Here is a 23737-nt window from a genome sequence, read left to right on the forward strand (position 1 = left end):
ATGATAGATGTATTCGTGGGAGCGGGCTTGCCCCGCGAAGCATTTAACCTGCGACCGCCCCTTCCCCAGCGCGCCCACCGACCACGAACCACAGCGGCAGCAACGCCAGCGCGCCCGCCACGCCAGCGGCGACGGCGAAGTGCAGCAGGCTCGCCCCGGCGCCGAGCATCGCCAGCACCACGCCGCCCAGCCCCAACAGGGCGATGGTGATCATCCCCAGCATGGCCGACACCAAGCCCTTGCTCTGCTCGCTGGAGAACAGCGTCATGCGGTACAGCACCGCGTTGGCCACGCCAAGCCCCAAGGCATACAGCGACATGCCGGCCACAACGCTGGTCACCGTCGGCCAGCACCACGTCGCCAGGACCATCAGGCTCAAGCCGGCCAGGTACGGCCAGAGGGCGCCACGCACCAGCGCTGCCAGCGGATAGCGGTCGGCGACCCGGTTGATGATCAGGTTGCCGAGGATCAGCCCGGCGAACACCGGCAGTTGCCACAGCGCGTATTCCATCGTGCTGAGCCCCTCGTCGTGGATCAGCAGCACCGGCGACAGGCCGATCCAGCCGATCAACGGTAGCCCCACCAGCCCCAGCGCCGCACTGCCGGCGACGAAGCGCCGGTTGCCCAGCAACTGGCCATAACCCGCCAGCAACGGCAGCAGGTGGATCGGCGTGAACGGCAGACGCGAGCCATCGCGGCGTTCCACGCCGAGGGTTTCCGGCATCAGCCGATACAGCAGCAGCCAGCACAGTACCGCGCCCGCGGCAAAGGCCACGAACAGCCAGCGCCAGTCCAGCCACTGCAGCATCAGGGTGCCCACCAGCGGGCCGAGCAATGGCGACAGCAGCGCGATGTTGGCCAGCAGCGCCATCATGCGCACGGCGTCGGCCTCGCTGAACGCTTCGTTGAGCGCCGGATAGCTGACCGTGACCACGAAGCCCAGGCCTATGCCCTGCAGCAGGCGCAGCATGTTGAACAGGCCGATGTCGTGTACCCAGTAGGTCGCAAGGCACGCCAGCCCGAAGAACACGCAGCCCCCCAGCAACAGCGGACGCCGGCCATAACGGTCGGCCAGTGGGCCGATCAGCCACTGCAGCACAACCCCGCCCAGCAGGTACAGGTTCAGGGCATGGGGAATGTATTCGGGGCTGGCCTGGAGATCGCCGACCACCACGGGCATCGCGGGCATGACGGCGTCGCTGGCCAGGTAGGTCAGCAACTCGAACAGCGCCAGGGTCAGGCCGAACAGCAAGGCGCGCAGAGGGGTGATGTACAGCAGAGGCTTCATGGCAGGCATCAGGCGTGGAGGCGGGATCAGGGTATATGCCAGAAATGGCGCTGGCTGGCTGTGAACAAGTGTAAGGGGCCGGAAAGCATCGCGGGGCAAGCCCGCTCCCACCATTACCGTGGGAGCGGGCTTGCCCCGCGATGGCTTGCGGCGCGGCGTTACTGCACAGCCGCCTCCTGCACCACACGGATCACCCGCTGCGGGAACGGAATGTCGATCCCTTCGGCCTTGAGCCGGTCACGGGCATGCTCGTTGAGCATGAACAGCACGTCCCAGTAGTCGGCGGTCTTGGTCCAGATCCGCAGCGACACGGTGATCGAGCTGTCGCCCAGGGTCGAGATCACCGCCTGGGGCGCCGGGTCCTGCAGCACGCGCGGGTCCTGCGCCAGCTCCAGCAGCACGTTGCGCGCCTTCTGCAGATCGGCCTCGTAGTCCACGCCCACGTCGAACACCACCTTGCGCGTCGGCTGACGGTTGGTGTTGGTGATGATGCCGTTGGACAGGGCGCCATTGGGCATGATCACCGTCTTGTTGTCGCCGGTGCGCACCACGGTGTGGAAGATCTGGATGCTGTCCACGGTGCCCGCGACGCCCTGCGCCTCGATCCAGTCGCCGATGCGGAACGGGCGGAACATCAGGATCAGCACCCCGCCCGCGAAGTTCGCCAGGCTGCCCTGCAAGGCCAGGCCGATGGCCAGGCCAGCGGCACCGATGGCGGCGACGAACGAGGTGGTCTCGATGCCGATCATCGATGCCACGCTGACCATCAGCAGGACCTTCAGCACGATGTTCGCCAAGGAGCTGATGAAGCCTTGCAAGGCCACGTCGGCGCGCAGGCCGACCAGCTTGCCCAGGCGCGCGCTGAGCTTGTTGATGATCCACCAGCCGATGGCCAGGGTGAGCAGCGCCAGCAGCAGGCGGCTGCCGTATTCCATGATCAAGGGAATCCAGGTTTGCGATTGGCGGACCAGCTGATCGACTTCAGCGTTCAAATCCATGTTTTTCTCCTGATGCCGAGCGGCAAGTACACAGTAAGGCAGGCCACGCAAACGGCAGCGGCCCAGGTCCAGATGGACATCACTGCGCCATCAAGGTTCCGGGCCACCACACGATCAGTCGCGGAAGTTGTTGAACTGCAGCGGCATGTCGAATTCCTTGGTGCGCAGCAGGGCAATGGCTTCCTGCAGGTCGTCGCGCTTCTTGCCGGTGACACGCACCTGCTCGCCCTGGATGGCGGCCTGGACCTTGAGCTTGCCGTCCTTGATGGTGGCGACGATCTTCTTGGCCAGGTCCTTGTCGATGCCTTCGCGGAACTTGGCTTCCTGCTTCTTTTCCTTGCCCGAGGCGTAGGGCTCCTTGGTTTCCAGACATTTGACGTCGATCTTGCGCTTGACCAGCGCCAGGCGCAGGATCTCCAGCATCGCCTCGAGCTGGAACTCTTCCTCGGCGGTCAACAGCACGGTCTGCTCCTTGTCCTTGAACTCGAAGCTGCCTTTGCCCTTGAGGTCGTAGCGGCGGTCAAGGTCCTTGACGGCGTTGTCGACGGCGTTCTGCACTTCGTGCTTGTCCAGTTCCGATACCACGTCGAACGAAGGCATGGGTGTTCTCCAAAAAAAGCGCGCTCGGTCTGAAGATGGAGCGCGTCGGGTTTGATGGTTAAAATGCGGGCTCATTATAACGGGTTGCGAAACGCAGATGAGCAGCACCTGGCATATTCTCGGCGCCGGCAGCCTCGGCAGCCTCTGGGCCTGCCGCCTGGCCCGCGCCGGCAAGGCGGTCCGCCTGATCCTGCGTGATCCGCGGCGCCTGGCTGCGTACCAGAGCGTTGGTGGCTTGACCTTGGTCGAGCACAACGAACCGCGCCGCTACGCCATTCCCGCCGAGACCTTCGATGCTCCCGGCCCCATCCACCGCCTGCTGGTCGCCTGCAAGGCCTACGATGCCGCTCCCGCCGTGGCGCGCCTGGCGCCGAGACTGGCGAGCAACGCCGAACTGCTGCTGCTGCAGAATGGCCTGGGCAGCCAGGAGGAAGTCGCCGAGCAGGTGCCCCATGCCCGCTGCATCTTCGCCTCCAGCACCGAAGGTGCCTATCGCGAAGCGGACTGGCAGGTGCGCTTCGCCGGCCATGGTTTCAACTGGCTGGGCGACCCGGCTCACCCCACTGTCCCGCACTGGTTCGACGACCTGCACGACGCCGGCATCCCCGCCCAGTGGGCGCTCGACATCCCCACCCGCCTGTGGCGCAAGCTGGCGCTCAACTGCGCGATCAATCCACTGACGGTGCTGCATGACTGCCAGAACGGCGGCCTGCTCGGACACCTGGCGGAAGTCGAGCAGTTGTGCGACGAACTGGCGAGCCTGCTGCACCGCTGTGGCCAGCCCGAGGCCGCCAGCGATCTGCACCAGGAGGTACAGCGGGTGATCGTGGCGACCGCGGCCAACTACTCTTCCATGTGCCAGGACGTCCGTCATGGCCGACGCACGGAAGTGCATTACCTGCTCGGCCACGCCTGCCGCGCCGCCGCCCGCCACGGCCTGACGCTGCCGCACCTGGAACGCCTGCACCAGCGCCTGGTCGATAACCTGCAGGCGCGTGGCCTGCGCAGCGACTGACCCGCCCATTCACCGCACACGGACATCCACAGACCCATGACCCTGCGTCAACGCCTGGAAAACCTCCCGGTCGGGCAGAAACTGCTGGCGGCCCTGCTGGTGCTGCTGGTGACCATCCTGCTGGTGGCCAACCTCGCCTTCATCAGCGCCGCCTACTGGATCACCCAGGAGAGCATGGCGCCGCAGGCCCTGCAGACCATCGGCAGGCTGGTCTCCAACCCACAGCTGTCTTCGCGCGCCGGCGACTCGCCAGAGGCCGCCACGGCACTGCTCAAGGAGCTCGACAGCTACTCGCCGCTGCGCGCCGCCGCGATCTATGGCGGCGACGGACAAATGCTGGCTCAGCTTCAGCATGGCGAGCCCCTGACCTTGCCCAAGCGCTACCGCAACATCGATGGCTGGCGCCTGATGGAGTTTCGCAGTACCCAGCTGATTCGCCTGCCGCGCAACGCCGCCCCGCCCGCGCACCTGCTGCTGGTGGCCAGCAGCGAACTGCCCACCGCCTTCTACACCGGCACCCTCTCCGCCAGCCTGGCCATCCTGGTGTTCAGCGTGCTGCTGTGGCTGGTCATCGCCCGGCAGATCAAGCGCCTGATCACCGTACCGATCAACCGCCTCCAGGAGCTGACACGCCAGGTCACCCACGAGGAGAGCTACGCCCTGCGCGCCCAGCGCGGCAACGACGACGAGATCGGCGGCCTGGCCGACGCGTTCAACACCATGCTTTCGCGCATCGAGGCCCGCGAGCAGCAGCTCAAGCGCACGCGCGACGAGTTCCAGAGCGCCTACGATCAGGCCCAGGGCCTGGCCGAGGAAACCCGCCACACCAACCGCAAGCTGGAACTGGAAGTCCAGGTGCGCAGCAAGATCGAGAAGAAGCTCACGGGCTTTCAGAACTACCTGAACAGCATCATCGACTCCATGCCCTCGGCGCTGATCGCCCTCGACGAGCAGCTCTACGTCACCCAGTGGAACCACGAGGCCACGGTGCTCTCCGGCACACCGCTGGACGAGGCGCTGAATCAGCCGATCTTCCTCGCCTTCGAACCGCTCAAGCCGTTCCTGACGCAGCTCAAGGAAAGCGTGGAGAAGCACCGGGTGGCCAAGATCGAGCGGGTTACCTGGCCCAAGGGCGAGGACCTGCGCCACTATGCCCTGACCTTCTACCCGCTGATGGGCGGTGGCGGCCGTGGCGTGGTGATCCGCATCGACGACATCACCCAGCGCCTGTCGCTGGAAGAGATGATGGTGCAGTCGGAGAAGATGCTCTCGGTCGGCGGCCTGGCCGCCGGCATGGCGCATGAGATCAACAACCCGCTGGGCGCCATCCTGCACAATGTGCAGAACATTCGCCGACGCCTGTCGCCGGACCTGCCGCGCAACCTGGAGCAGGCCGCCGAGCAGGGCATCGACCTGCAGGGCGTCAACCACTACCTGGAAAGCCGCGAAGTACCGCAGCTGCTCGATGGCATCCAGCAGGCCGGCGCCCGGGCGGCGAAGATCGTCACCCACATGCTCAGTTTCAGCCGCCGCAGCAACCGCCAACTGGTACCGTGCGATTTGCCGGCACTGATCGACCAGGCCGTGGAGATCGCCGGCAACGATTTCGACCTGACCATCGGCTTCGACTTCAAGGGTCAGGCCATCGTCCGCCAGTTCGACCCGCAACTGGGGCCGGTGCCCTGTACCGCCAACGAGCTGGAGCAGGTGCTGCTCAACCTGCTGAAGAACGCCGCCCAGGCCATCCACCAGCGCCCCCACCCGAGCGAGCCGGGACGCATCACCCTGCGCACCCGGCTCAACCCACCCTGGGCTGAGATCCAGGTCGAGGACAACGGTGTGGGCATGCCCGAGGCCGTGCGCAAGCGCACCTTCGAGCCGTTCTTCACCACCAAGGAAATCGGCCAGGGCACCGGGCTGGGCCTGTCGGTGTCGTACTTCATCATCACCAACAATCACAAGGGGCAGATGGAAGTGCAGTCCACGCCCGGTCAGGGCACCTGCTTCACCCTGCGCCTGCCCCTGGGCCAGCCGGCCACCACCAATACGGAGGCATGACATGGGCTATCGCCTGTCGAAGATCTACACCCGCACCGGCGACAAGGGCGAAACCGGTCTCGGCGACGGCCGCCGGGTGCCCAAGGACCATCCGCGGATCGAGGCGATCGGTGAAGTGGACAGCCTCAACAGCCAGTTGGGCGTCCTGTTGGCAGGGTTGTCCGAGGCGGGGCTTGTCGAGCTGATCGAGGTGCTGGGGCCTTGTCAGCACCGCTTGTTCGATCTTGGCGGGGAACTGGCGATGCCCAGCTATCAGGCGGTGAATGCCGCTGAAGTGGAGCGCCTGGAGGCAGCCATCGACCATTGGAACGAAGAGTTGGGGCCACTGAAGAACTTCATCCTGCCCGGAGGCTCGATGCTGGTGGCCCAGGCCCATGTCTGCCGCAGCGCGGCGCGGACGGCGGAGCGGCGGTGCCAGCAGTTGAATGCCGTGGAGCCGCTGGAAGGGGTAGGCCTGGCCTATATCAACCGGGTGTCGGACCTGCTGTTCGTCGCGGCCCGGATCATCGGGCGCCGCCAAGGTGTGGACGAGGTATTGTGGCAGCCTGCGCCTAAACCTGAAGCCTGATATAGCGGGGGCTGCTGCGCAGCCCATCGCGACACAAGGCCGCTCCCACAAGTACAGCAGTGCCTTTGAGGGCTGTGCTGTACTTGTGGGAGCGGCCTTGTGTCGCGATGGGCCACAAAGCGGCCCCAATCACTCAGACCTCAGGCCAGAACGCCCGGATCCCGGCCACCCCCTGCGCCCCGGCATCCCAGGCCCGCTCGCGCTCACCCGGCCCTACCCCACCCAGCAGGTAAACCGGCTTGTTGAACCCGGCAATCAAACGCTGCGCCTCATCCCACCCCAGCGGCGTGGCCTCTGGATGAGTCTGGGTCGCCTGCACCGGCGACAAGGTTACGAAATCAACCCCCATCTGCTCGGCCAGCGCCAGCTCTTCGGCGCCATGGCACGACGCCGCCAGCCAGCGATCCGCGGGGAACGGGCGGCCCTTGGACGCATACTTGCGCAGCTGCGCAGCCGTCAGGTGCCAGCCGGCCGATGGGAAATCACCCAGCCATTCCAGCGGCCCCTTGAGCATCAACTGCGCCTTGCCCGCGCAGAGCCCGACCGCGTCCACCGCGACGTCACGGTACTTGGGATCGTACATGTCCGGCGCGCGCAGCTGGATCAGCTTGATCCCGCTGGCCACGGCTTTCTGGATGCCCTTGAGCAGTTCCGGCACATCCAGGCCGTCCGGGGTGATCAGGTACTGGTCAGGCAGGCGCGCGGCCGCGACGATCGGCTTGTTGGCTTCGGGGAATTCATACTGGTCAAGCTCGCGCGGCGCCACCCAGGCCAGCGGTTGCCCCTCGGCACCATGGGGTTCGCCGGTGAAGGCGTCCACCTCGCGCACGTCCAGCAGCACTTGCTTGTCCGGATAATCGTGGCTGACCTTGATCAGCGGCCGCGAGCGAGCGACCTCGATGCCCAGTTCCTCACGCAGCTCACGGGCCAGCGCCGCTTCGACGCCCTCACCCTCCTCCACCTTGCCGCCTGGGAATTCCCAAAGCCCACCCTGATGCTGCGTGTCAGCGCGGCGAGCGATCAGGATGCGTCCGTCGGTGCCACGAATGACGGCGGCAACTACATGAATCCGTTTCACCCTTCACGCTCCGCCAGGCCTGCTTGCCGCCAGGCCTGGAAGGCCGGCCACTGATAGAGGGTTTCGATGTAGGCCGCCGCCTCGGCCGGCACCTCGACCCGGTAGGTGCGCAGGCGCACCGCCACCGGAGCGAAGAAGGCATCGGCCAGGGTCGGCCGGCCGAACAGGAACGGGCCGCTGTCCTTGGCCACCAGCCGGCACTCGGACCACAGCGCGACGATGCGATCGATGTCGATCTGCACGTCCAGCGGCACCTCGGCCAGCGCTTCGTCACGGGACAGGTCGAACGGCATGTGCCCACGCAGGGCGAAGAAGCCGCTGTGCATCTGCGCACAGGCCGAACGGGCCTGGGCGCGAGCGGCGATGTCCGCTGGCCACAAGCGCGCCTCGGGGTGCTGTTCGTTGAGGTATTCGGCGATGGCCAGGGAGTCGGCGATCACGCCGTGCTCGCTCTTGAGCAGCGGTACCTTGCCGGTAGCCGAGAACGCAAGAATGCGCTTGCGGGTGTCGGGCTGGTTGAGTTTGATCAGGGTTTCTTCGTAGCGGACGCCAGCCAGCTCGAGGGCCAGGGCGCCGCGTAGCGACCAGGAGGAATACAGCTTGTCGCCGATGATCAGGTGATAGCTCATGATTGGGCTCCAGCGGATTCGGGATATTGGCGCTGCCTTGCAGCCCTTTCGCCGCACAAGGCCGCTCCTACAAGAGCACGCGATCTCCGGTAGGAGCGGCCTTGTGCCGCGAAAGGGCCGCAAGGCGGCCCCAGTTACATCAAGTCCGATACTCGGCGTTGATCTTCACGTACTCGTGGGACAGGTCGGTGGTCCAGATGGTTTCGCTGCACTGGCCACGGCCCAGCTCGATACGGATGGTGATCTCCTCCTGGGCCATCACCTTCGAGCCCTGCTCTTCGGTGTAGCTCGGGCTGCGCCCGCCCTGGCTGGCGATGCAGACGTCGCCCAGGTACACATCGATCAGGCTCACGTCCAGCGCCGGGACGCCGGCGCGGCCGACCGCGGCGAGGATACGACCCCAGTTGGGATCGGAGGCGAACAGCGCGGTCTTGATCAGTGGCGAGTGGGCCACGGCGTAGCCCACGTCCAGGCACTCCTGGTGATTGCCGCCACCGTTGACCTGCACGGTGACGAACTTGGTGGCGCCTTCGCCGTCACGGACGATCGCCTGGGCCACTTCCATGCACACCTCGAACACAGCCTGCTTCAACGCCTCGAACAGCGCGCCGCTGGCCTCGGTGACCTCAGGCACATCGGCCTGGCCGGTGGCGATCAGCATGCAGCAGTCGTTGGTCGAGGTATCGCCATCGATGGTGATGCGGTTGAACGACTTGTTGGCGCCGTCCAGGATCAGGTCCTTCAGCACGGCCGGGGCGACCTTGGCGTCGGTGGCGATGTAGCCGAGCATGGTGGCCATGTTCGGGCGGATCATGCCCGCGCCCTTGCTGATGCCGGTGACAGTGATGGTATTGCCGTCGTGCTGGAACTGGCGGCTGGCACCCTTGGGCAGGGTATCGGTGGTCATGATGCCGGTGGCGGCTTCGGCCCAGTTGTTCTCGGACAAGTCGTCCAGGGCGGCCTGCAGCGCGCCCTCGATCTTCTCGACCGGCAGCGGCTCACCGATCACACCGGTGGAGAACGGCAGCACCGAATCAGCCGGCACACCCGCCAGTTCGGCAAGCTTGGCGCAGGTACGCTCGGCGGCGGCCAGGCCCGGCGCACCAGTACCCGCATTGGCGTTGCCGGTATTGGTCAGCAGGTAGCGCACAGTGCCCTGCACGCGCTGCTTGGCAAGAATCACCGGCGCCGCGCAGAACGCGTTGAGGGTGAACACGCCAGCGACGCTGGAACCTTCGGCGCAACGCATCACCACCACATCCTTGCGCCCCGGGCGCTTGATGCCCGCCGAGGCGATACCGAGTTCGAAACCGGGAACCGGGTGCAGGGTGGGCAGGGGACCAAGACCAACAGCCATTAGAGCGCTCCTAGATAAATCGGTTGAGAACAAAAAGCGGGGCCGCAAAGCGGCCCCGGATGTGTCACGTTACTGCAAGTGGTTCAGATCACTCAATCTGACCATGGCAATGCTTGAACTTCTTGCCCGAACCACACCAGCAGGGCTCGTTGCGACCCAGCTTGTGCTCGTTGCGCACTGGCGCCGAGGCCACGGCGACTTCAGCGCCCTCCTCGGCCAGTTGCTCGCCTTCCAGGCCCGGGGCGGCGGCGTGCTGGAACTGCATGCGGCTGGCCAGTTCCTCGGCCTCGCGGCGCAGACGGGCTTCCTCCTCGACAGGGTCTTCGCGGCGCACCTGGACGTGCGACAGCACGCGGATGGTGTCGCGCTTGATCGACTCCAGCAGCTCCTGGAACAGGGTGAACGACTCGCGCTTGTACTCCTGCTTCGGGTTCTTCTGCGCATAACCGCGCAGATGGATACCGTGACGCAGGTGATCCATGGTCGACAGGTGGTCCTTCCACAGGTCGTCCAGCACGCGCAGCAGGATCTGCTTCTCGAAGGTACGCAGGGCGTCGATGCCGGCCTGGTCTTCCTTCTCGTTGTAGGCGTCGGTGATTTCCTTGAGCAGCTTCTCGCGCAGGGTCTCTTCGTAGAGCTTGTCGTCTTCGTCGAGCCATTGCTGGATCGGCAGCTTCATGGCGAAATCGCTGGCCAGCGAAGCTTCCAGGCCGGCCACGTCCCACTGCTCGGGCAGCGACTGCGGCGGAATGTGCTGGCTGATGGTGGCGTCGAGCACTTCCTGGCGGAACTCGGCGATGGTATCGCCGATGTTCTCGGCGGCCAGCAGGCTGTTGCGCATGTGGTAGATCACCTTGCGCTGCTCGTTGGCCACGTCGTCGTATTCGAGCAGTTGCTTGCGGATGTCGAAGTTGCGGCCTTCGACCTTGCGCTGTGCTTTCTCGATGGCGTTGGTCACCATGCGGTGCTCGATGGCCTCGCCGGACTGCATGCCGAGGGCCTTCATGAAGTTCTTCACCCGATCGGAGGCGAAGATGCGCATCAGGCTGTCTTCCAGCGACAGGTAGAAACGGCTGGAGCCGGCGTCGCCCTGACGGCCGGCACGGCCACGCAGCTGGTTGTCGATACGGCGCGACTCATGGCGCTCGGAGGCGATCACGTGCAGGCCGCCTGCTTCCAGTACCTGCTGGTGACGCTTCTGCCAGTCGGCCTTGATCTGGGCGATCTGCTCGGCGGTCGGGTTCTCCAGGGCGGCGACTTCGGCCTCCCAGTTGCCGCCCAGCAGGATGTCGGTACCACGGCCGGCCATGTTGGTGGCGATGGTCAGCGCGCCCGGCGCACCGGCCTGGGCGATGATCTCGGCTTCCTTCTCGTGATACTTGGCGTTCAAGACCTTGTGGTCGATACCTTCCTTCTTGAGCAGGTTGGACATGTGCTCGGAGGTTTCGATGGTCGCGGTGCCGACCAGGACTGGACGGCCCTGGGCCATGCTTTCCTTGATGTCGGCGATGATCGCGGCGTACTTTTCGTCGGCGGTCAGGTACACCAGGTCGTTGAAGTCCTTGCGGGCCAACGGCTTGTTCGGTGGGATGACCATCACGTTGAGGTTGTAGATCTGGGCGAACTCGAACGCTTCGGTGTCGGCGGTACCGGTCATGCCGGACAGCTTGGTGTAGAGGCGGAAGTAGTTCTGGAAGGTGGTCGAGGCCAGGGTCTGGCTCTCGGCCTGGATGTTCAGGTTTTCCTTCGCCTCGATGGCCTGGTGCAGGCCCTCGGACAGGCGGCGGCCCGGCATGGTACGGCCGGTGTGCTCGTCGATCAGCAGGATCTGGCCGTCCTGGACGATGTACTCGACGTTGCGGTGGAACAGCTTGTGGGCGCGCAGGCCGGCGTAGACGTGAGTCAGCAGGCCCAGGTTGTGCGCCGAGTACAGGCTCTCGCCTTCGGCCAGCAGACCCGACTGGGTGAGCATGTCCTCGATGAACTGGTGACCGGCCTCGTTCAGCTCGACCTGGCGACTCTTCTCGTCGATGGAGTAGTGGCCTTCCTGGGTGACCTGGCCTTCGACTTCCTCGATGTGCTGGGTCAGCCGCGGAATCAGGCGGTTGATCTCGATGTACAGCTTGGAGCTGTCCTCGGCCTGGCCGGAGATGATCAGCGGGGTGCGCGCTTCGTCGATGAGGATCGAGTCGACTTCGTCGATCACGGCGAAGTTCAGTTCACGCTGGAACTTCTCGTCCTGGCTGAACGCCATGTTGTCGCGCAGGTAGTCGAAGCCGAATTCGTTGTTGGTGCCGTAGGTGATGTCGGCGGCGTAGGCGGCACGCTTTTCTTCCGGCGGCTGGAACGCCGAGACGATGCCTACGTTCAGGCCGAGGAATTCGTACAGCGGACGCATCCAGTTGGCGTCGCGGCGGGCCAGGTAGTCGTTGACCGTGACCACGTGCACGCCCTTGCCGGACAGCGCGTTGAGATAGACGGCCAGGGTACCGACCAAGGTCTTGCCTTCACCGGTACGCATTTCTGCGATCATGCCCTCGTGCAGGGTCATGCCGCCGATCAGCTGGACATCGAAGTGGCGCATGCCCATCACGCGCTTGCCGGCCTCACGGGCGACGGCGAAGGCTTCGGGCAACAGCTGGTCGAGGGTTTCGCCTTTGGCCAGACGCTCCTTGAACTCTGCGGTCTTGCCCCGCAGCTGCTCGTCGGAGAGGGCCACCATCTTCTCTTCGAAGGCATTGACGGTGCTCACCGTCTTGAGCATGCGTTTGATTTCACGCTCGTTCTTGCTTCCAAAAAGTTTTTTTAACAAAGGCGCAAACATATCGGCAGGATCTTCCACACGTAGGGATGGAGGGCGGCCCCGTGAGTCGCCCGTGCAGCCCTTAGGCCGCATGCGAACGAGCATTCTACCCGGAAACGATGGTGAGGAAAGTGGTGGATTTCCACGATGCTGGCACAGCGCTTTTAGGGGGCCTGACTAACATAGGGGCTTTTTGCGCAAGTTCAAGGTGCGCGAAGATGAAACGTATCAAGAATGACTTGCATCAAGATCCACCAACCGATCGCGGGGCAAGCCCGCGATGAGGGCCCAACTGTTAGACTGTCGATCTTGCAACCCTCTGCGTACCCCCATGGCCTACAAACCCACCCCTGCCCGCCCCCCCGCCGACCTGCTGCGCAAGGCTCGGCCACTGCGCCTGCTGCTCAACCAGGCCGAGCGCCTGGAACACCTGCAGCGCCTGCTGGAAAGCCAGCTGCAGCCGGCCGCCCGCGAGCACTGTCATGTGGCGTCGTGGAAGGAAGGCACGTTGTTGCTGGTTGTGACCGACGGCCACTGGGCCACCCGCCTGCGCTACCAGCAGAAGCGCCTGCAGCGTCAGCTCCAGGCCATGGAAGCCTTCGCCAACCTGAGTCGCATCCAGTTCAAGGTGCAGCCGCCGCTGGTGCCGGCGAAACGCGAAGGTCACGGGCCTGAACTGTCGAGCAATGCCGCAGAGAGCATTCGTGGTTCGGCCGAGGGGATCAGCGATTCGAAGTTGCGCGCAGCGCTGGAGCGCCTGGCGGCGCATGCGCAGGGCAAAGCCTGATACACGACCCCGCGATAGCGTGCGCGGGCCTGTCGCGGGACACACCCTATAAAAAAGGCCACCCGAAGGTGGCCTCAATCACTAGAGAGAGTGTTCGAACTTACACGGCCGCAACAGGGCGCATGTACGAGATCGGTGCCGTGCTGGCATCTTCGAACGTGACCACTTCCCAGGCGTCGGTTTCTGCGATCAGCTTGCGCAGCAGCTGGTTGTTCAGCGCGTGTCCGGACTTGTAGCCCTTGAACTCGCCGATCAGGCTGTTGCCCAGCAGATAGAGGTCGCCGATGGCGTCGAGGATCTTGTGCTTGACGAACTCGTCATCGGAACGAAGTCCGTCCTCGTTGAGCACACCGGTCTCGTCGACCACGATGGCGTTCTCCACACTGCCGCCCAGCGCAAGGTTGTGCTTGCGCAGGTACTCGATATCACGCATGAAGCCGAAGGTGCGGGCGCGACTGACTTCCTTCACGAACGAGGTGCTGGAGAAGTCGACGACCGCGCTCTGGGTCTGGCCCTTGAGGACCGGGTGATCGAAGTCGATCTCGAAGCTCACCTTGAACCCGTCGAAAGGCAGGAAAGTGGCGCGCTTGTCGCCCTCTTCCACCGTCACTTCGCGCAGGATGCGGATGAACTTCTTCGGTGCGTCCTGTTCTTCCAGGCCGGCCGATTGGATCAGGAATACGAAGGGTCCGGCGCTGCCATCCATGATCGGCACTTCCGAGGCGGAGAGCTCGACGTAGGCGTTATCGATGCCCAGGCCCGCCATGGCGGAGAGCAGGTGCTCGACCGTATCGACTTTGACGTCACCGTTGACCAGGGTCGTCGACATGGTGGTCTCGCCGACGTTGGCCGCGCGCGCCGGGATCTCCACGACAGGCGAGAGATCGGCGCGACGGAAGACGATGCCGGTGTCGACAGGCGCAGGCTTGAGGGTCAGGTAGACCTTCTCCCCGGAGTGCAGGCCGACGCCTGTGGCACGGATGGTATTCTTCAGGGTGCGTTGTCTAATCATGGCATTGGCCGCTTCAGCGCAAATTGCGAACAGGTATCAACAAAGGCTGGGGATGATAACAGACCCGGCCTTTGCTGAACACCAATCACCCTTATACCCCTGATAAATTCCATTAATCGGCCTGACGACGCAGGAACGCCGGGATATCCAGGTAGTCCAGGTCATCCTGAGGATTGAGTTTAGCTGCGGCCGCGGCACCCGCGTGGGCCTGGTTGCGCATCACGGTCGGACGCTCCAGGTCACGGTAGTTGACAGCCGACTGCTCCTGGCGAACCGGGGCCGGGTTGGAGGCCTCGTACGCCTGCTGGGCGGTCTGCAGGGTGTTGTCGACGACCTTGACCGGCTTCTCGATGCGCGCGCCCAGGCCGGTGGCGACCACGGTCACGTGCAGCTCGTCGCGCATGTCCGGATCGATCACGGTGCCGACCTTGACCATCGCGTGGTCGGAGGCGAAGGCCTCGATGATGCTACCCACGTCGGAGTATTCACCCAGCGACAGGTCTGGACCTGCGGTGATGTTCACCAGGATGCCGCGGGCGCCCTGCAGGTTGACGTCTTCGAGCAGCGGGTTGCGAATCGCCGCCTCGGTCGCCTCGCGGGCACGGTTCGGACCGCTGGCGCAGCCGGTACCCATCATCGCCATGCCCATCTCGCCCATCACGGTGCGCACGTCGGCGAAGTCGACGTTGATCATGCCAGGGCGCTTGATGATGTCGGAGATGCCGCGCACGGCGCCGGCCAGCACGTCGTCAGCCTTGGCGAAGGCGGACAGCAGGCTTGCATCCTTGCCCAGGATGGTCAGCAGCTTCTCGTTGGGGATGGTGATCAGCGAGTCGACGCTCTCGGCCAGCATGCGGATGCCTTCGTCGGCGATCTGCATGCGCTTGCGACCTTCGAACGGGAACGGACGGGTCACCACCGCGACGGTGAGGATGCCCATTTCCTTGGCCACTTCGGCGATGATCGGCGCCGCGCCAGTACCGGTACCGCCGCCCATGCCGGTGGTGATGAACACCATGTTGGTGCCCTGCAGCACCTCGGCGATGCGCTCGCGGTCTTCCAGCGCGGCCTGACGGCCGACTTCCGGATTGGCGCCTGCGCCCAGGCCCTTGGTCACGCCGGTACCCAGTTGCAGGATGGTGCGCGCGCCAATGTTCTTCAGCGCCTGGGCATCGGTGTTGGCGCAGATGAACTCGACGCCTTCGATGTTGCTCTTGACCATGTGGTTGACGGCGTTGCCGCCGCCACCGCCGACGCCGATCACCTTGATGACCGGACTTTGCGGGACGTTGTCTACGAGTTCGAACATTTTCCCTCTCCTTACAGTTCTCTAGTTGTCGCGCCTACCACTACTGCTTTGAAACTTAGAAGTTGCTCTGGACCCAACGCTTGAGACGCTCAAGCACAGGGCCCTTCGGTTCATCGCCATAGCTGTTGTTGCTGCTGTTGCTGTTGCTGATACCGGTCAGGGACGGATCCTCGGACTGCTTCTGCAGGCCGTAGGTGAGCAAGCCCACACCGGTGGAGTAGATCGGGTTGCGCACCACGTCGCTCAGCCCCCGAACGCTATGCGGCACGCCCAGGCGTACCGGCATGTGGAAGATTTCCTCGGCCAGTTCAACGGCGCCTTCCATCTTCGCGGTGCCGCCGGTGAGGACGATGCCGGCCGGCACCAGGTCCTCGAAGCCGCTGCGGCGCAGCTCGGCCTGGATCAGGGTGAACAGCTCGTCGTAACGCGGCTCCACCACTTCGGCCAGGGCCTGGCGGGACAGCTCGCGCGGCGGGCGGTCGCCGACGCTCGGCACCTTGATGGTCTCACCGGCGCCGGCCAGCTTGGCCAGGGCGCAGGCATAGCGGATCTTGATTTCCTCGGCGTACTGCGTGGGGGTGCGCAGGGCCATGGCGATGTCGTTGGTGACCTGGTCGCCGGCGATCGGGATTACCGCGGTGTGACGGATCGCGCCTTCGGTGAAGATGGCGATGTCGGTGGTGCCGCCACCGATGTCCACCAGGCACACGCCCAGTTCCTTCTCGTCGTCGGTCAGTACCGAGTAGGCCGAGGCCAGCTGCTCGAGGATGATGTCGTCGATTTCCAGGCCACAGCGGCGCACGCACTTCTCGATGTTCTGCGCGGCGTTGACCGCGCAGGTGACCACATGGACCTTGGCTTCCAGGCGCACGCCCGACATGCCCAGGGGCTCGCGCACGCCTTCCTGGTTGTCGATCACGTAGTCCTGCGGCAGGGTGTGCAGCACGCGCTGGTCGGCTGGAATGGCCACGGCCTGGGCGGCGTCGAGCACGCGCTCGAGGTCGGCGGTGCTGACTTCGCGGTCGCGGATGGCGACGATGCCATGGGAGTTCAGGCTGCGGATGTGGTTGCCGGCCACCCCGACGAACGCCGAGTGGATGCGGCAGCCCGCCATCAGCTGGGCTTCCTCGACGGCGCGCTGGATCGACTGCACGGTCGATTCGATGTTCACCACCACGCCCTTCTTCAGGCCGCGGGACGGATGGGTGCCGATACCCACGATCTCCAGGGTACCGTCTTCGCCGACCTCGCCCACCAGCGCCACCACCTTGGAGGTGCCGATGTCCAGCCCGACGATCATTTTGCCGCTATGCGCGTTTGCCATGGTCCTGCCTCTCTCTAATTCTTCGCAACGGCGGGTTGGGCCGTCGTCGGTGCATTCGGTTCCCGCCAGCCAACCGCTAATCCGTTGGCGTAACGCAGATCGATGCGGGCGATATTGGTGATCTGGTCTTTAAGCGATTTGTCGTAAATGGCAATGAAACGGCGCATCTTCTCCACCAGGTGGTCGCGCCCCAGCAGCAGCTCGATGCCTGGACCGGCGCTACCCGCGCCAGTGGTCAGGAACCAGCTGCCTCGCTCGCGCAGCTCCAGGCGAGCGATGGAAAAGCCCATGGGGCGCAGCATCTGGCTCAATACCTGATACTGCTGCATGACTTGTTGCTGAGCGCGCTGCGGCCCGAACAGCTGCGGCAGGTGCTCGTAGTTGGCCAGCTCGCGCGGGGTGAAGGCCTGGCCCTGGTTGTTGAGCAAGGCCTCGTCACCCCAGCGCGCCACCGGCAACTGTTCTTCCAGGCGGATCACCACTTCATCCGGCCACACGCGGCGCACCTCGGCGTGGGCGATCCACGGCATCTGCTCGAGCTCCACGCGCATCGCAGCCAGGTCCACGGTGAAGAAGCTCGCCGCCACATAGGGCGCGATACGCTGCTGCACCGCCTGCTGGCTGATGTAGCTGAGATCGCCCTGCACGGCGATCTTGGTGATCGGGCGGTCGGCATACGGCATCAGGCGGATGGCGCCCTCGTAGGCGCCAAAGCCCGCGGCCACCAGCAGCACCGGCCACAGCAGGCGCTTGAGGCCACCGAAGCTCGGACGGGGCAGGCGCGCCGATACGGGCTCGTCGGCCACCAGTCGGCTGGCACCACGCGGCACCGGCTTGCTGCGGCCGGTAACGGGTGGTTGCTGACGTATCATCGCGCCTTGCATGGCTGTTAACCTCGCTTCTCTACGCTGTCGGCCAGGATCGCCAGCACCAGTTGCTGGAAGTCCAGGCCAGCCGCGCGGGCCGCCATCGGCACCAGGCTGTGATCGGTCATGCCCGGTGCGGTGTTGACTTCGAGCAGCCAGAACCGGCCCTGCTCGTCCTGCATCACGTCCAGCCGGCCCCAGCCTTCGATGCCAACGGCATCGCAGGCACGCGCGGTCAGGTCGATCAGCTCTTGTTCCTTGACACTGTCCAGGCCGCACGGGATGCGGTACTGGGTATCGTTGGCGATGTACTTGGCGTCGTAGTCGTAGAACACGTGCGGAGTACCCAGCGCGATCGGCGGCAGCACCTGGCCACGCAGCACGGCGATGGTGAACTCCGGACCGTGGATCCATTGCTCGACCAGCACCTGCGAATCGAACCTGGCAGCGTCTTTCCAGGCGGCGACCAGTTCTTCCACGCTGCCCACCTTGGCCATGCCGATGCTGGAACCTTCATGGGCAGGTTTGACGATCAGCGGGAAGCCCAGTTCCTGGCCGGCGGCGACGCAATCGTGCTCGCTGGCCAGTACCGCGTGACGCGGGGTCGGGATGCCCAGGCTCTGCCACACCTGCTTGGTGCGCAGCTTGTCCATGGCCAGCGCCGAGGCGAGGATGCCGCTGCCGGTGTAGGGAATTCCCAGGCACTCGAGCAGGCCCTGCATGCTGCCGTCCTCACCGCCGCGGCCGTGGAGGATGATGAAGGCGCGGTCGATCTTCTCGCTCTGCAGGCGGCTCAGCAGGTCGTCGCCGACATCGATGGCGACCACGTCGACACCGGCGCCGGTCAACGCCTCGATCACCGCCTTGCCCGACTTGAGCGAGACTTCACGCTCGGCGCTCTTGCCACCGTAGAGCACGGCGACGCGGCCGAAGGCTTTCACGTCGAGGGTGGAATGCAGCGTGTCGTAGGCGCTGGTCATTTCGACTTCTCCTGCTTGGCGCCAGCGAACAGCGGGCTTTTCATCAGTTGCGGGGCGAGCCCGCCGACGTCACCGGCACCCTGGCACAGCAGGATGTCGCCGGCGCGCAGCAACGGCTGAACCAGCGGCGCGAGCTCGGCGCCACGCTCGATGTAGATCGGGTCCAGCTTGCCGCGCTGGCGGATGCTGTGGCACAGCTGGCGGCTGTCGGCCCCTGGGATCGGCTCTTCGCCAGCCGGGTAGACCTCCATCAGCAGCAGCACGTTGGCGTCGCCCAGCACCTGCACGAAGTCGTCGTACAGGTCGCGGGTGCGGCTGTAGCGGTGCGGCTGGTAGACGATCACCAGGCGCCGGCTCGGCCAGCCGCCACGTACGGCCTTGATCACCGCGGCGACCTCGGTCGGGTGGTGGCCGTAGTCGTCGACCAGCATCACGCTGCCGCCTTCGACCGGCAGTTCGCCGTATACCTGGAAGCGCCGACCAACGCCCTGGAAGCCGGAAAGCCCCTGGACGATGGCGTCATCGCTGATGCCTTCGTCGGTGGCGATGGCGATGGTCGCCAGGGCGTTGAGCACGTTGTGGTTGCCCGGCATGTTCACCGACACCTCCAGCGGCTCGCAGTCACGGCGCAGCACGGTGAAGTGGGTCTGCATGCCCTGCTGACGCACATTGATGGCGCGGATATCGGCCTCTTCGCTGAAGCCGTAGGTCACGGTCGGGCGCTTCACCTGCGGCAGGATCTCGCGCACCACCGGGTCATCCAGGCACATCACCGCCAGCCCATAGAACGGCAGGTTGTGCAGGAACTCGACAAAGGTCTTCTTCAGCTTGTTGAAGTCGCCTTCGTAGGTCGCCATGTGGTCGGCGTCGATGTTGGTGACCACGGCCACCATCGGCTGCAGGTGCAGGAAGCTGGCATCGCTTTCATCGGCCTCGGCGATCAGGTAGCGGCTGGTGCCCAGCTGCGCGTTGGTGCCGGCCGCCGTCAGGCGACCACCGATGACGAAGGTCGGGTCCAGGCCGCCGGCGGCGAACACCGACGCCAGCAGGCTGGTGGTGGTGGTCTTGCCGTGGGTGCCGGCCACCGCCACGCCATGCCGATAGCGCATCAGTTCGGCGAGCATCTCGGCGCGCGGTACCACGGGGATACGGCGCTCCAGGGCGGTGGCGACTTCCGGGTTGGCCGGGTTGATCGCGCTGGACACCACCAGCACATCGGCGGTGGCGGCGTTCTCGGCGCGGTGGCCGACGAAGATTTCCGCGCCGAACGACTCCAGGCGCTCGGTGACCGGCGAAGCCTTGAGGTCGGAACCGGACACTTCATAGCCCAGGTTCAGCAGCACCTCGGCGATGCCGCACATGCCCACGCCGCCGATACCGACGAAGTGGATGCGACGGATACGACCCATCTTCGGCTGGGGCATGGCTTTCTGGCTCTCAACCATGAGCCACCTCCAGGCAGATATCGACCACGGTGCTGGTTGCGGCAGGTTTGGCCAGGCGACGCGCGGTGCCGGCCATGGTGTTGAGTTTCTCGGGTTGCATCAGCACCTCGTTCAGGCGTTCAGCGAGCTGCGCTGCGCCAGTTGTCGCTTGTGGCATCAGGAAGGCGGCGCCTTCGCGAGCCAGGTATTGGGCGTTGTGGGTCTGGTGATCGTCGATGGCATGGGGCAACGGCACCAGCATCGAGGGCAGGCCCGCCGCCGCGAGTTCGCTGACGGTCAGGGCGCCGGCCCGGCACACCACCATATCGGCCCAGCCATAGGCGTGGGCCATGTCCTTGATGAACGGTTCGACCTGCGCCTCGACACCGGCCTCCTGATAACGCTCGGCGGTGATCGGCGCGTGGTTTTTGCCAGCCTGGTGGAACACCTCGGGGCGCAGGCTCGCCGGCACTTCGGACAGGGCCTTAGGCAACAATTTGTTCAATGGTTCCGCACCGAGGCTGCCCCCCATGACCAGCAGGCGCGCGCGGCGCTCGGCCAGGGGCGCGCGCTGTGCGTCCATGAACAGCTCCGGGCGCACCGGATTGCCGGTGGTGCGCAGCTTGTCGCTGGCGGCGAAGGTGTCCGGGAAGGCCTCGCAGACCCGCGCGGCCAACGGCAGCAGCAGGCGGTTGGTGGTGCCGGCGCGGGCATTCTGTTCGTGGATCACCAGCGGCACGCCGCACAGCCGCGCGGCGACGCCGCCGGGGCCGGTCACGTAACCGCCGAAGCCGACCACACAGACCGGCTTGAGCTCGCGGATGATGCGCCGCGCCTGCAGCACGGCCTTGACCAGGGTGAATGGCGCCTTGAGCAGCGACAGCTTGCCCTTGCCGCGCAGGCCGGTGACCTGGATCAGGTGCAGTGGCAGGCCGGCCTGGGGCACCAGTTCGTTCTCGATGCCGCGCGGGGTGCCCAGCCAGTGCACGCTGTAGCCACGGGCCTGGAACTCGCGGGCGCAGGCCAGGGCCGGGAACACGTGGCCGCCGGTCCCGCCGGCCATGATCAGGACGTTCTTGCCGTCAGCGCCCATGACTGGTCTCCTCGGCAAAATCGCTTTCCTTGAATTCGTGCTCTTCGCTGCCCAGGTGCGTGCGACTCTCCCATTCGATCCGCAGCAGCAGCCCCACACAGGCGCAGCAGATCACCAGCGAGCTGCCCCCGTAGCTGAGGAAGGGCAAGGTCAGGCCCTTGGTCGGCAGCAGGCCGACGTTCACACCGATGTTGATCAGGAACTGACCGATCCACAGGAATGCCAGGCCAAAGGCCATGTAAGCGGCGAAGAACTGCTTGGCCTTCTCGGCCCACAGGCCGATGTACAGGGCGCGCACGGTAATGAAGACGAACAGCGCGATGGTCAGCAGCGAGCCGATCACGCCGAGCTCTTCGGCCAGCACCGAGAACACGAAGTCGGTGTGCGCTTCGGGCAGGTAGAACTGCTTCTGCACGCTGTTGCCCAGGCCCACGCCCAGCCATTCGCCGCGACCGAAGGCGATCAGCGCCTGGGTCAGCTGGTAGCCGGAGCCGAATTGGTCGGACCACGGGTCGGTGAAGGTGATCAGACGCGCCATCCGGTAAGGCTGCGCCTGGACCAGGACGACCACCGAGACCACCGCCAGCACTACCATCAGCGAGAAACGGAACAATCCGACACCGCCGAGGAACAGCATCGCCGCGGCCGCCCCCATCATCACCACCGTGGCGCCGAAGTCCGGCTCCATCAGCAGCAGGCCGGCCATCGGCAGCAGTACGATGAACGGCTTGAAGAAGCCCATCCAGCTCTCGCGCACCTCGGTCTGCCGACGCACCAGGTAGCCGGCCAGGTAGATGACCACGAAGACCTTGGCGATCTCGGAGGGCTGGACGTTGAAGAAACTGAAGCCGATCCAGCGCATCGAGCCGTTCACTTCGCGACCGATACCCGGCACCAGCACCAGCACCAGCAAGCCGAAGGCACCGAGCAGCATCAAGAAGCCCATGCGCTGCCAGGTGGCGATCGGCACCAGCATGGTCATCACCCCGGCGCCGAGCCCGAGGGCGACGTACACCAGGTGGCGGAACATGTGGTACAGCGGGTTGCCCGATTGCACCGCGGCCACTTCCGAGGACGCCGAAGTGATCATTACCAGGCCCAGGCCGAGCAGCGCCAGGCAGCCGGCCAGCAACGGAAAATCGAGGTCGATGCCACGGCCACTGATCAGCGGCGACGGGTACGGTTTGAGGATGCCGAAGATCATGCCAGCTCCTCCGCCGCCTGGGCGAACAGGCGCCCGCGTTCTTCGAAGTTCCTGAACATGTCGAGGCTGGCGCAGGCCGGCGACAACAGCACCGCGTCACCTGGCTGGGCCAGTTCGGCACAGCGTTGCACCGCTTCGTCGAGGGTCTGCACGCGCACCAGCGGCACGGCATCCTTCAGGGTCTCCGCCAGGCGCGCGGCATCACGGCCGAGCAGCACGACGGCGCGGCAATGCTGGGCCACCGGCGCACGCAAGGCCGCGAAGTCGGCCCCCTTGCCGTCACCACCGGCGATCAGCACCAGCTTGCCTTCGATGTCGGCACCCAGGCCTTCGATGGCGGCCAGCGCGGCCCCGACGTTGGTGGCCTTGGAGTCGTCGTACCAGTTCACGCCGTTGCGCTCGCGCACCCACTGGCAGCGATGGGCCAGGCCCTTGAATTCGCGCAGGGCCTCGAGCATCGGCGCGAACGGCAGGCCGGCGGCATGGCCGAGCGCCAGCGCGGCCAGGGCGTTGCTTTGATTGTGGGCGCCACGGATCTTCAGCTCGCGCACCGGCATGAGCGTCTGGAATTCGAACGCCAGGTATTTCTCGCCATCCACTTCACGCAGGCCGAAGGCCTTGAAGTCTGGCGCGTTGAGGCCGAAGGTCCAGCACGGGCGGCCTTCGACCGGCAGCGGGCGACTCAACGCGTCCTGACGGTTGACCACCACCTGGCGGGCACCGCGGAAGATCCGGTGCTTGGCCAGGTGGTAGGCCGGCAGGCCGCTGTAGCGGTCCATATGGTCTTCGCTGATGTTGAGCACGGTGGCCACTTCGGCGTTGAGCTGGTCGGTGGTTTCCAGCTGGAAGCTGGACAGTTCCAGCACGTACAGCTCCACGTCATCGGCCAGCAGGTCGAGGGCCGGGGTGCCGAGGTTGCCGCCCACAGCCACACGTTTGCCAGCCTTGACGGCCATCTCGCCGACCAGGGTGGTCACAGTGCTCTTGGCATTGGAGCCGCTGATCGCCACGATCGGCGCCTGGGCGTGGCGGGCGAACAGTTCGATGTCGCCGGACAGCTTCACGCCTCGCGCCGCCGCCTGCTGCAGGGCAGGCGTGGCCAGCGCCAGGCCCGGGCTGACGTACAGCTCGCTGGCCCGGCACAGGAAGTCGGCGTCCAGCTCACCACAGCGCACTTCCACCTGCGGGTATTCACGGCGCAGGGTGTCCAGTTCCGGCGGCTGCTCGCGGGTGTCGGCGACCGCAAAGGCAATGCCCCGGTCCGCCAGGAAGCGAACCAGGGACATGCCGCTCTTGCCGAGGCCGACAACGATGCGGAATTGGTCGGAAGCGATCAGTGACACG

At 65.4% G+C, this 23737-nt stretch carries 20 protein-coding genes; 4 read left to right on the forward strand and 16 right to left on the reverse strand.

From position 1 onward, the window contains the following. Window positions 1-43: 43 nt before the first annotated feature. From N7422_RS14240 to N7422_RS14250, 3 genes are all read right to left on the reverse strand, one after another. The gene (locus tag N7422_RS14240) at window positions 44-1288 is read right to left on the reverse strand and encodes an MFS transporter (protein WP_279807125.1); all 1245 of its coding nucleotides are present in this window, start codon (window positions 1286-1288) and stop codon (window positions 44-46) included. A gap of 158 nt (window positions 1289-1446) precedes the next feature. Then, the gene (locus N7422_RS14245) at window positions 1447-2286 is read right to left on the reverse strand and encodes a mechanosensitive ion channel family protein (RefSeq protein ID WP_279807126.1); all 840 of its coding nucleotides are present in this window, start codon (window positions 2284-2286) and stop codon (window positions 1447-1449) included. 114 nt (window positions 2287-2400) lie between these two features. Further along, window positions 2401-2886 (reverse strand): YajQ family cyclic di-GMP-binding protein, encoded by a 486-nt coding sequence (locus tag N7422_RS14250; RefSeq protein WP_279807127.1) that lies wholly within the window; start codon window positions 2884-2886, stop codon window positions 2401-2403. 97 nt (window positions 2887-2983) lie between these two features. Here N7422_RS14250 and N7422_RS14255 point away from each other — a divergent pair, with 97 nt between their 5' ends. Genes N7422_RS14255 through N7422_RS14265 form a run of 3 tightly spaced genes read left to right on the forward strand, consistent with a single transcriptional unit; the run spans window position 2984 to window position 6527 of the window. Next, window positions 2984-3901: a putative 2-dehydropantoate 2-reductase gene (locus N7422_RS14255; RefSeq protein ID WP_279807128.1), complete on the forward strand. Its 918-nt coding sequence runs from the start codon at window positions 2984-2986 to the stop codon at window positions 3899-3901. Window positions 3902-3937: 36 nt separating this feature from the next. Next, complete coding sequence (locus N7422_RS14260) at window positions 3938-5959, forward strand: ATP-binding protein (RefSeq protein WP_279807129.1); 2022 nt, start codon at window positions 3938-3940, stop codon at window positions 5957-5959. 1 nt (window position 5960) lies between these two features. Continuing rightward, window positions 5961-6527 carry a cob(I)yrinic acid a,c-diamide adenosyltransferase gene (locus tag N7422_RS14265; protein ID WP_279807130.1) on the forward strand — a complete coding sequence of 189 codons (567 nt, stop codon included), beginning with the start codon at window positions 5961-5963 and terminating at the stop codon, window positions 6525-6527. A 133-nt stretch (window positions 6528-6660) separates the two neighbouring features. On the opposite strand, the gene N7422_RS14270 is transcribed toward N7422_RS14265, so the two are convergent. From N7422_RS14270 to secA, 4 genes are all read right to left on the reverse strand, one after another. Continuing rightward, window positions 6661-7605: a Nudix family hydrolase gene (locus tag N7422_RS14270; RefSeq protein WP_279807131.1), complete on the reverse strand. Its 945-nt coding sequence runs from the start codon at window positions 7603-7605 to the stop codon at window positions 6661-6663. Continuing rightward, window positions 7602-8234, reverse strand: a complete 633-nt coding sequence (locus N7422_RS14275) for a glutathione S-transferase family protein (RefSeq protein ID WP_279807132.1) — start codon at window positions 8232-8234, stop codon at window positions 7602-7604. The genes N7422_RS14270 and N7422_RS14275 overlap by 4 nt, the downstream gene beginning before the upstream one ends. Window positions 8235-8373: 139 nt before the next feature. Further along, a complete protein-coding gene (argJ, locus tag N7422_RS14280; protein WP_279807133.1) occupies window positions 8374-9591 on the reverse strand; it encodes a bifunctional glutamate N-acetyltransferase/amino-acid acetyltransferase ArgJ in 1218 nt (405 codons plus the stop codon). An 88-nt stretch (window positions 9592-9679) separates the two neighbouring features. Beyond that, entirely contained in the window at window positions 9680-12415 is a 2736-nt protein-coding gene (secA, locus tag N7422_RS14285) for a preprotein translocase subunit SecA (RefSeq protein WP_279807134.1), read from the reverse strand. Window positions 12416-12725: 310 nt separating this feature from the next. Here secA and N7422_RS14290 point away from each other — a divergent pair, with 310 nt between their 5' ends. Continuing rightward, on the forward strand, window positions 12726-13181 hold the full coding sequence (locus N7422_RS14290) for a DciA family protein (protein ID WP_279807135.1): 456 nt from the start codon (window positions 12726-12728) through the stop codon (window positions 13179-13181). Between the two features lie 100 nt (window positions 13182-13281). Here the strand turns inward: N7422_RS14290 and lpxC are convergent, their stop codons facing one another. The 9 genes from lpxC to murD form a co-directional block, all read right to left on the reverse strand. Next, window positions 13282-14193: a UDP-3-O-acyl-N-acetylglucosamine deacetylase gene (lpxC, locus tag N7422_RS14295; RefSeq protein WP_279807136.1), complete on the reverse strand. Its 912-nt coding sequence runs from the start codon at window positions 14191-14193 to the stop codon at window positions 13282-13284. Window positions 14194-14305: 112 nt separating this feature from the next. Further along, entirely contained in the window at window positions 14306-15502 is a 1197-nt protein-coding gene (gene ftsZ, locus N7422_RS14300) for a cell division protein FtsZ (protein WP_028689734.1), read from the reverse strand. Between the two features lie 55 nt (window positions 15503-15557). Beyond that, a complete protein-coding gene (gene ftsA / locus N7422_RS14305) occupies window positions 15558-16826 on the reverse strand; it encodes a cell division protein FtsA (RefSeq protein ID WP_028689735.1) in 1269 nt (422 codons plus the stop codon). A 14-nt stretch (window positions 16827-16840) separates the two neighbouring features. Continuing rightward, a complete protein-coding gene (locus tag N7422_RS14310; RefSeq protein WP_279807137.1) occupies window positions 16841-17710 on the reverse strand; it encodes a cell division protein FtsQ/DivIB in 870 nt (289 codons plus the stop codon). A gap of 5 nt (window positions 17711-17715) precedes the next feature. Further along, window positions 17716-18672 carry a D-alanine--D-alanine ligase gene (locus N7422_RS14315; protein WP_279807138.1) on the reverse strand — a complete coding sequence of 319 codons (957 nt, stop codon included), beginning with the start codon at window positions 18670-18672 and terminating at the stop codon, window positions 17716-17718. Beyond that, window positions 18669-20117 carry a UDP-N-acetylmuramate--L-alanine ligase gene (murC, locus tag N7422_RS14320; RefSeq protein WP_279807139.1) on the reverse strand — a complete coding sequence of 483 codons (1449 nt, stop codon included), beginning with the start codon at window positions 20115-20117 and terminating at the stop codon, window positions 18669-18671. Before murC ends, N7422_RS14315 begins: the two co-directional genes overlap by 4 nt. Beyond that, the gene (gene murG, locus N7422_RS14325; RefSeq protein WP_279807140.1) at window positions 20110-21189 is read right to left on the reverse strand and encodes an undecaprenyldiphospho-muramoylpentapeptide beta-N-acetylglucosaminyltransferase; all 1080 of its coding nucleotides are present in this window, start codon (window positions 21187-21189) and stop codon (window positions 20110-20112) included. Before murG ends, murC begins: the two co-directional genes overlap by 8 nt. Then, a complete protein-coding gene (ftsW, locus tag N7422_RS14330; RefSeq protein ID WP_279807241.1) occupies window positions 21179-22390 on the reverse strand; it encodes a putative lipid II flippase FtsW in 1212 nt (403 codons plus the stop codon). The genes murG and ftsW overlap by 11 nt, the downstream gene beginning before the upstream one ends. Further along, window positions 22390-23736 (reverse strand): UDP-N-acetylmuramoyl-L-alanine--D-glutamate ligase, encoded by a 1347-nt coding sequence (gene murD / locus N7422_RS14335; protein WP_279807141.1) that lies wholly within the window; start codon window positions 23734-23736, stop codon window positions 22390-22392. The genes ftsW and murD overlap by 1 nt, the downstream gene beginning before the upstream one ends. Window position 23737: the final 1 nt, after the last annotated feature.

The organism is Pseudomonas sp. GD04091 (assembly GCF_029836165.1).
Taxonomy (GTDB): Bacteria; Pseudomonadota; Gammaproteobacteria; order Pseudomonadales; family Pseudomonadaceae; genus Aquipseudomonas.

Coding starts and splice junctions, on each gene's coding strand:
- N7422_RS14240 (WP_279807125.1), bottom strand. CDS start 1,288: ATGAAGCCTCTGCTGTACATCACCCCTCTGCGCGCCTTGCTGTTCGGC.
- N7422_RS14245 (WP_279807126.1), bottom strand. CDS start 2,286: ATGGATTTGAACGCTGAAGTCGATCAGCTGGTCCGCCAATCGCAAACC.
- N7422_RS14250 (WP_279807127.1), bottom strand. CDS start 2,886: ATGCCTTCGTTCGACGTGGTATCGGAACTGGACAAGCACGAAGTGCAG.
- N7422_RS14255 (WP_279807128.1), top strand. CDS start 2,984: ATGAGCAGCACCTGGCATATTCTCGGCGCCGGCAGCCTCGGCAGCCTC.
- N7422_RS14260 (WP_279807129.1), top strand. CDS start 3,938: ATGACCCTGCGTCAACGCCTGGAAAACCTCCCGGTCGGGCAGAAACTG.
- N7422_RS14265 (WP_279807130.1), top strand. CDS start 5,961: ATGGGCTATCGCCTGTCGAAGATCTACACCCGCACCGGCGACAAGGGC.
- N7422_RS14275 (WP_279807132.1), bottom strand. CDS start 8,234: ATGAGCTATCACCTGATCATCGGCGACAAGCTGTATTCCTCCTGGTCG.
- argJ (WP_279807133.1), bottom strand. CDS start 9,591: ATGGCTGTTGGTCTTGGTCCCCTGCCCACCCTGCACCCGGTTCCCGGT.
- secA (WP_279807134.1), bottom strand. CDS start 12,415: ATGTTTGCGCCTTTGTTAAAAAAACTTTTTGGAAGCAAGAACGAGCGT.
- N7422_RS14290 (WP_279807135.1), top strand. CDS start 12,726: ATGGCCTACAAACCCACCCCTGCCCGCCCCCCCGCCGACCTGCTGCGC.
- lpxC (WP_279807136.1), bottom strand. CDS start 14,193: ATGATTAGACAACGCACCCTGAAGAATACCATCCGTGCCACAGGCGTC.
- ftsZ (WP_028689734.1), bottom strand. CDS start 15,502: ATGTTCGAACTCGTAGACAACGTCCCGCAAAGTCCGGTCATCAAGGTG.
- ftsA (WP_028689735.1), bottom strand. CDS start 16,826: ATGGCAAACGCGCATAGCGGCAAAATGATCGTCGGGCTGGACATCGGC.
- N7422_RS14310 (WP_279807137.1), bottom strand. CDS start 17,710: ATGCAAGGCGCGATGATACGTCAGCAACCACCCGTTACCGGCCGCAGC.
- N7422_RS14315 (WP_279807138.1), bottom strand. CDS start 18,672: ATGACCAGCGCCTACGACACGCTGCATTCCACCCTCGACGTGAAAGCC.
- murC (WP_279807139.1), bottom strand. CDS start 20,117: ATGGTTGAGAGCCAGAAAGCCATGCCCCAGCCGAAGATGGGTCGTATC.
- murG (WP_279807140.1), bottom strand. CDS start 21,189: ATGGGCGCTGACGGCAAGAACGTCCTGATCATGGCCGGCGGGACCGGC.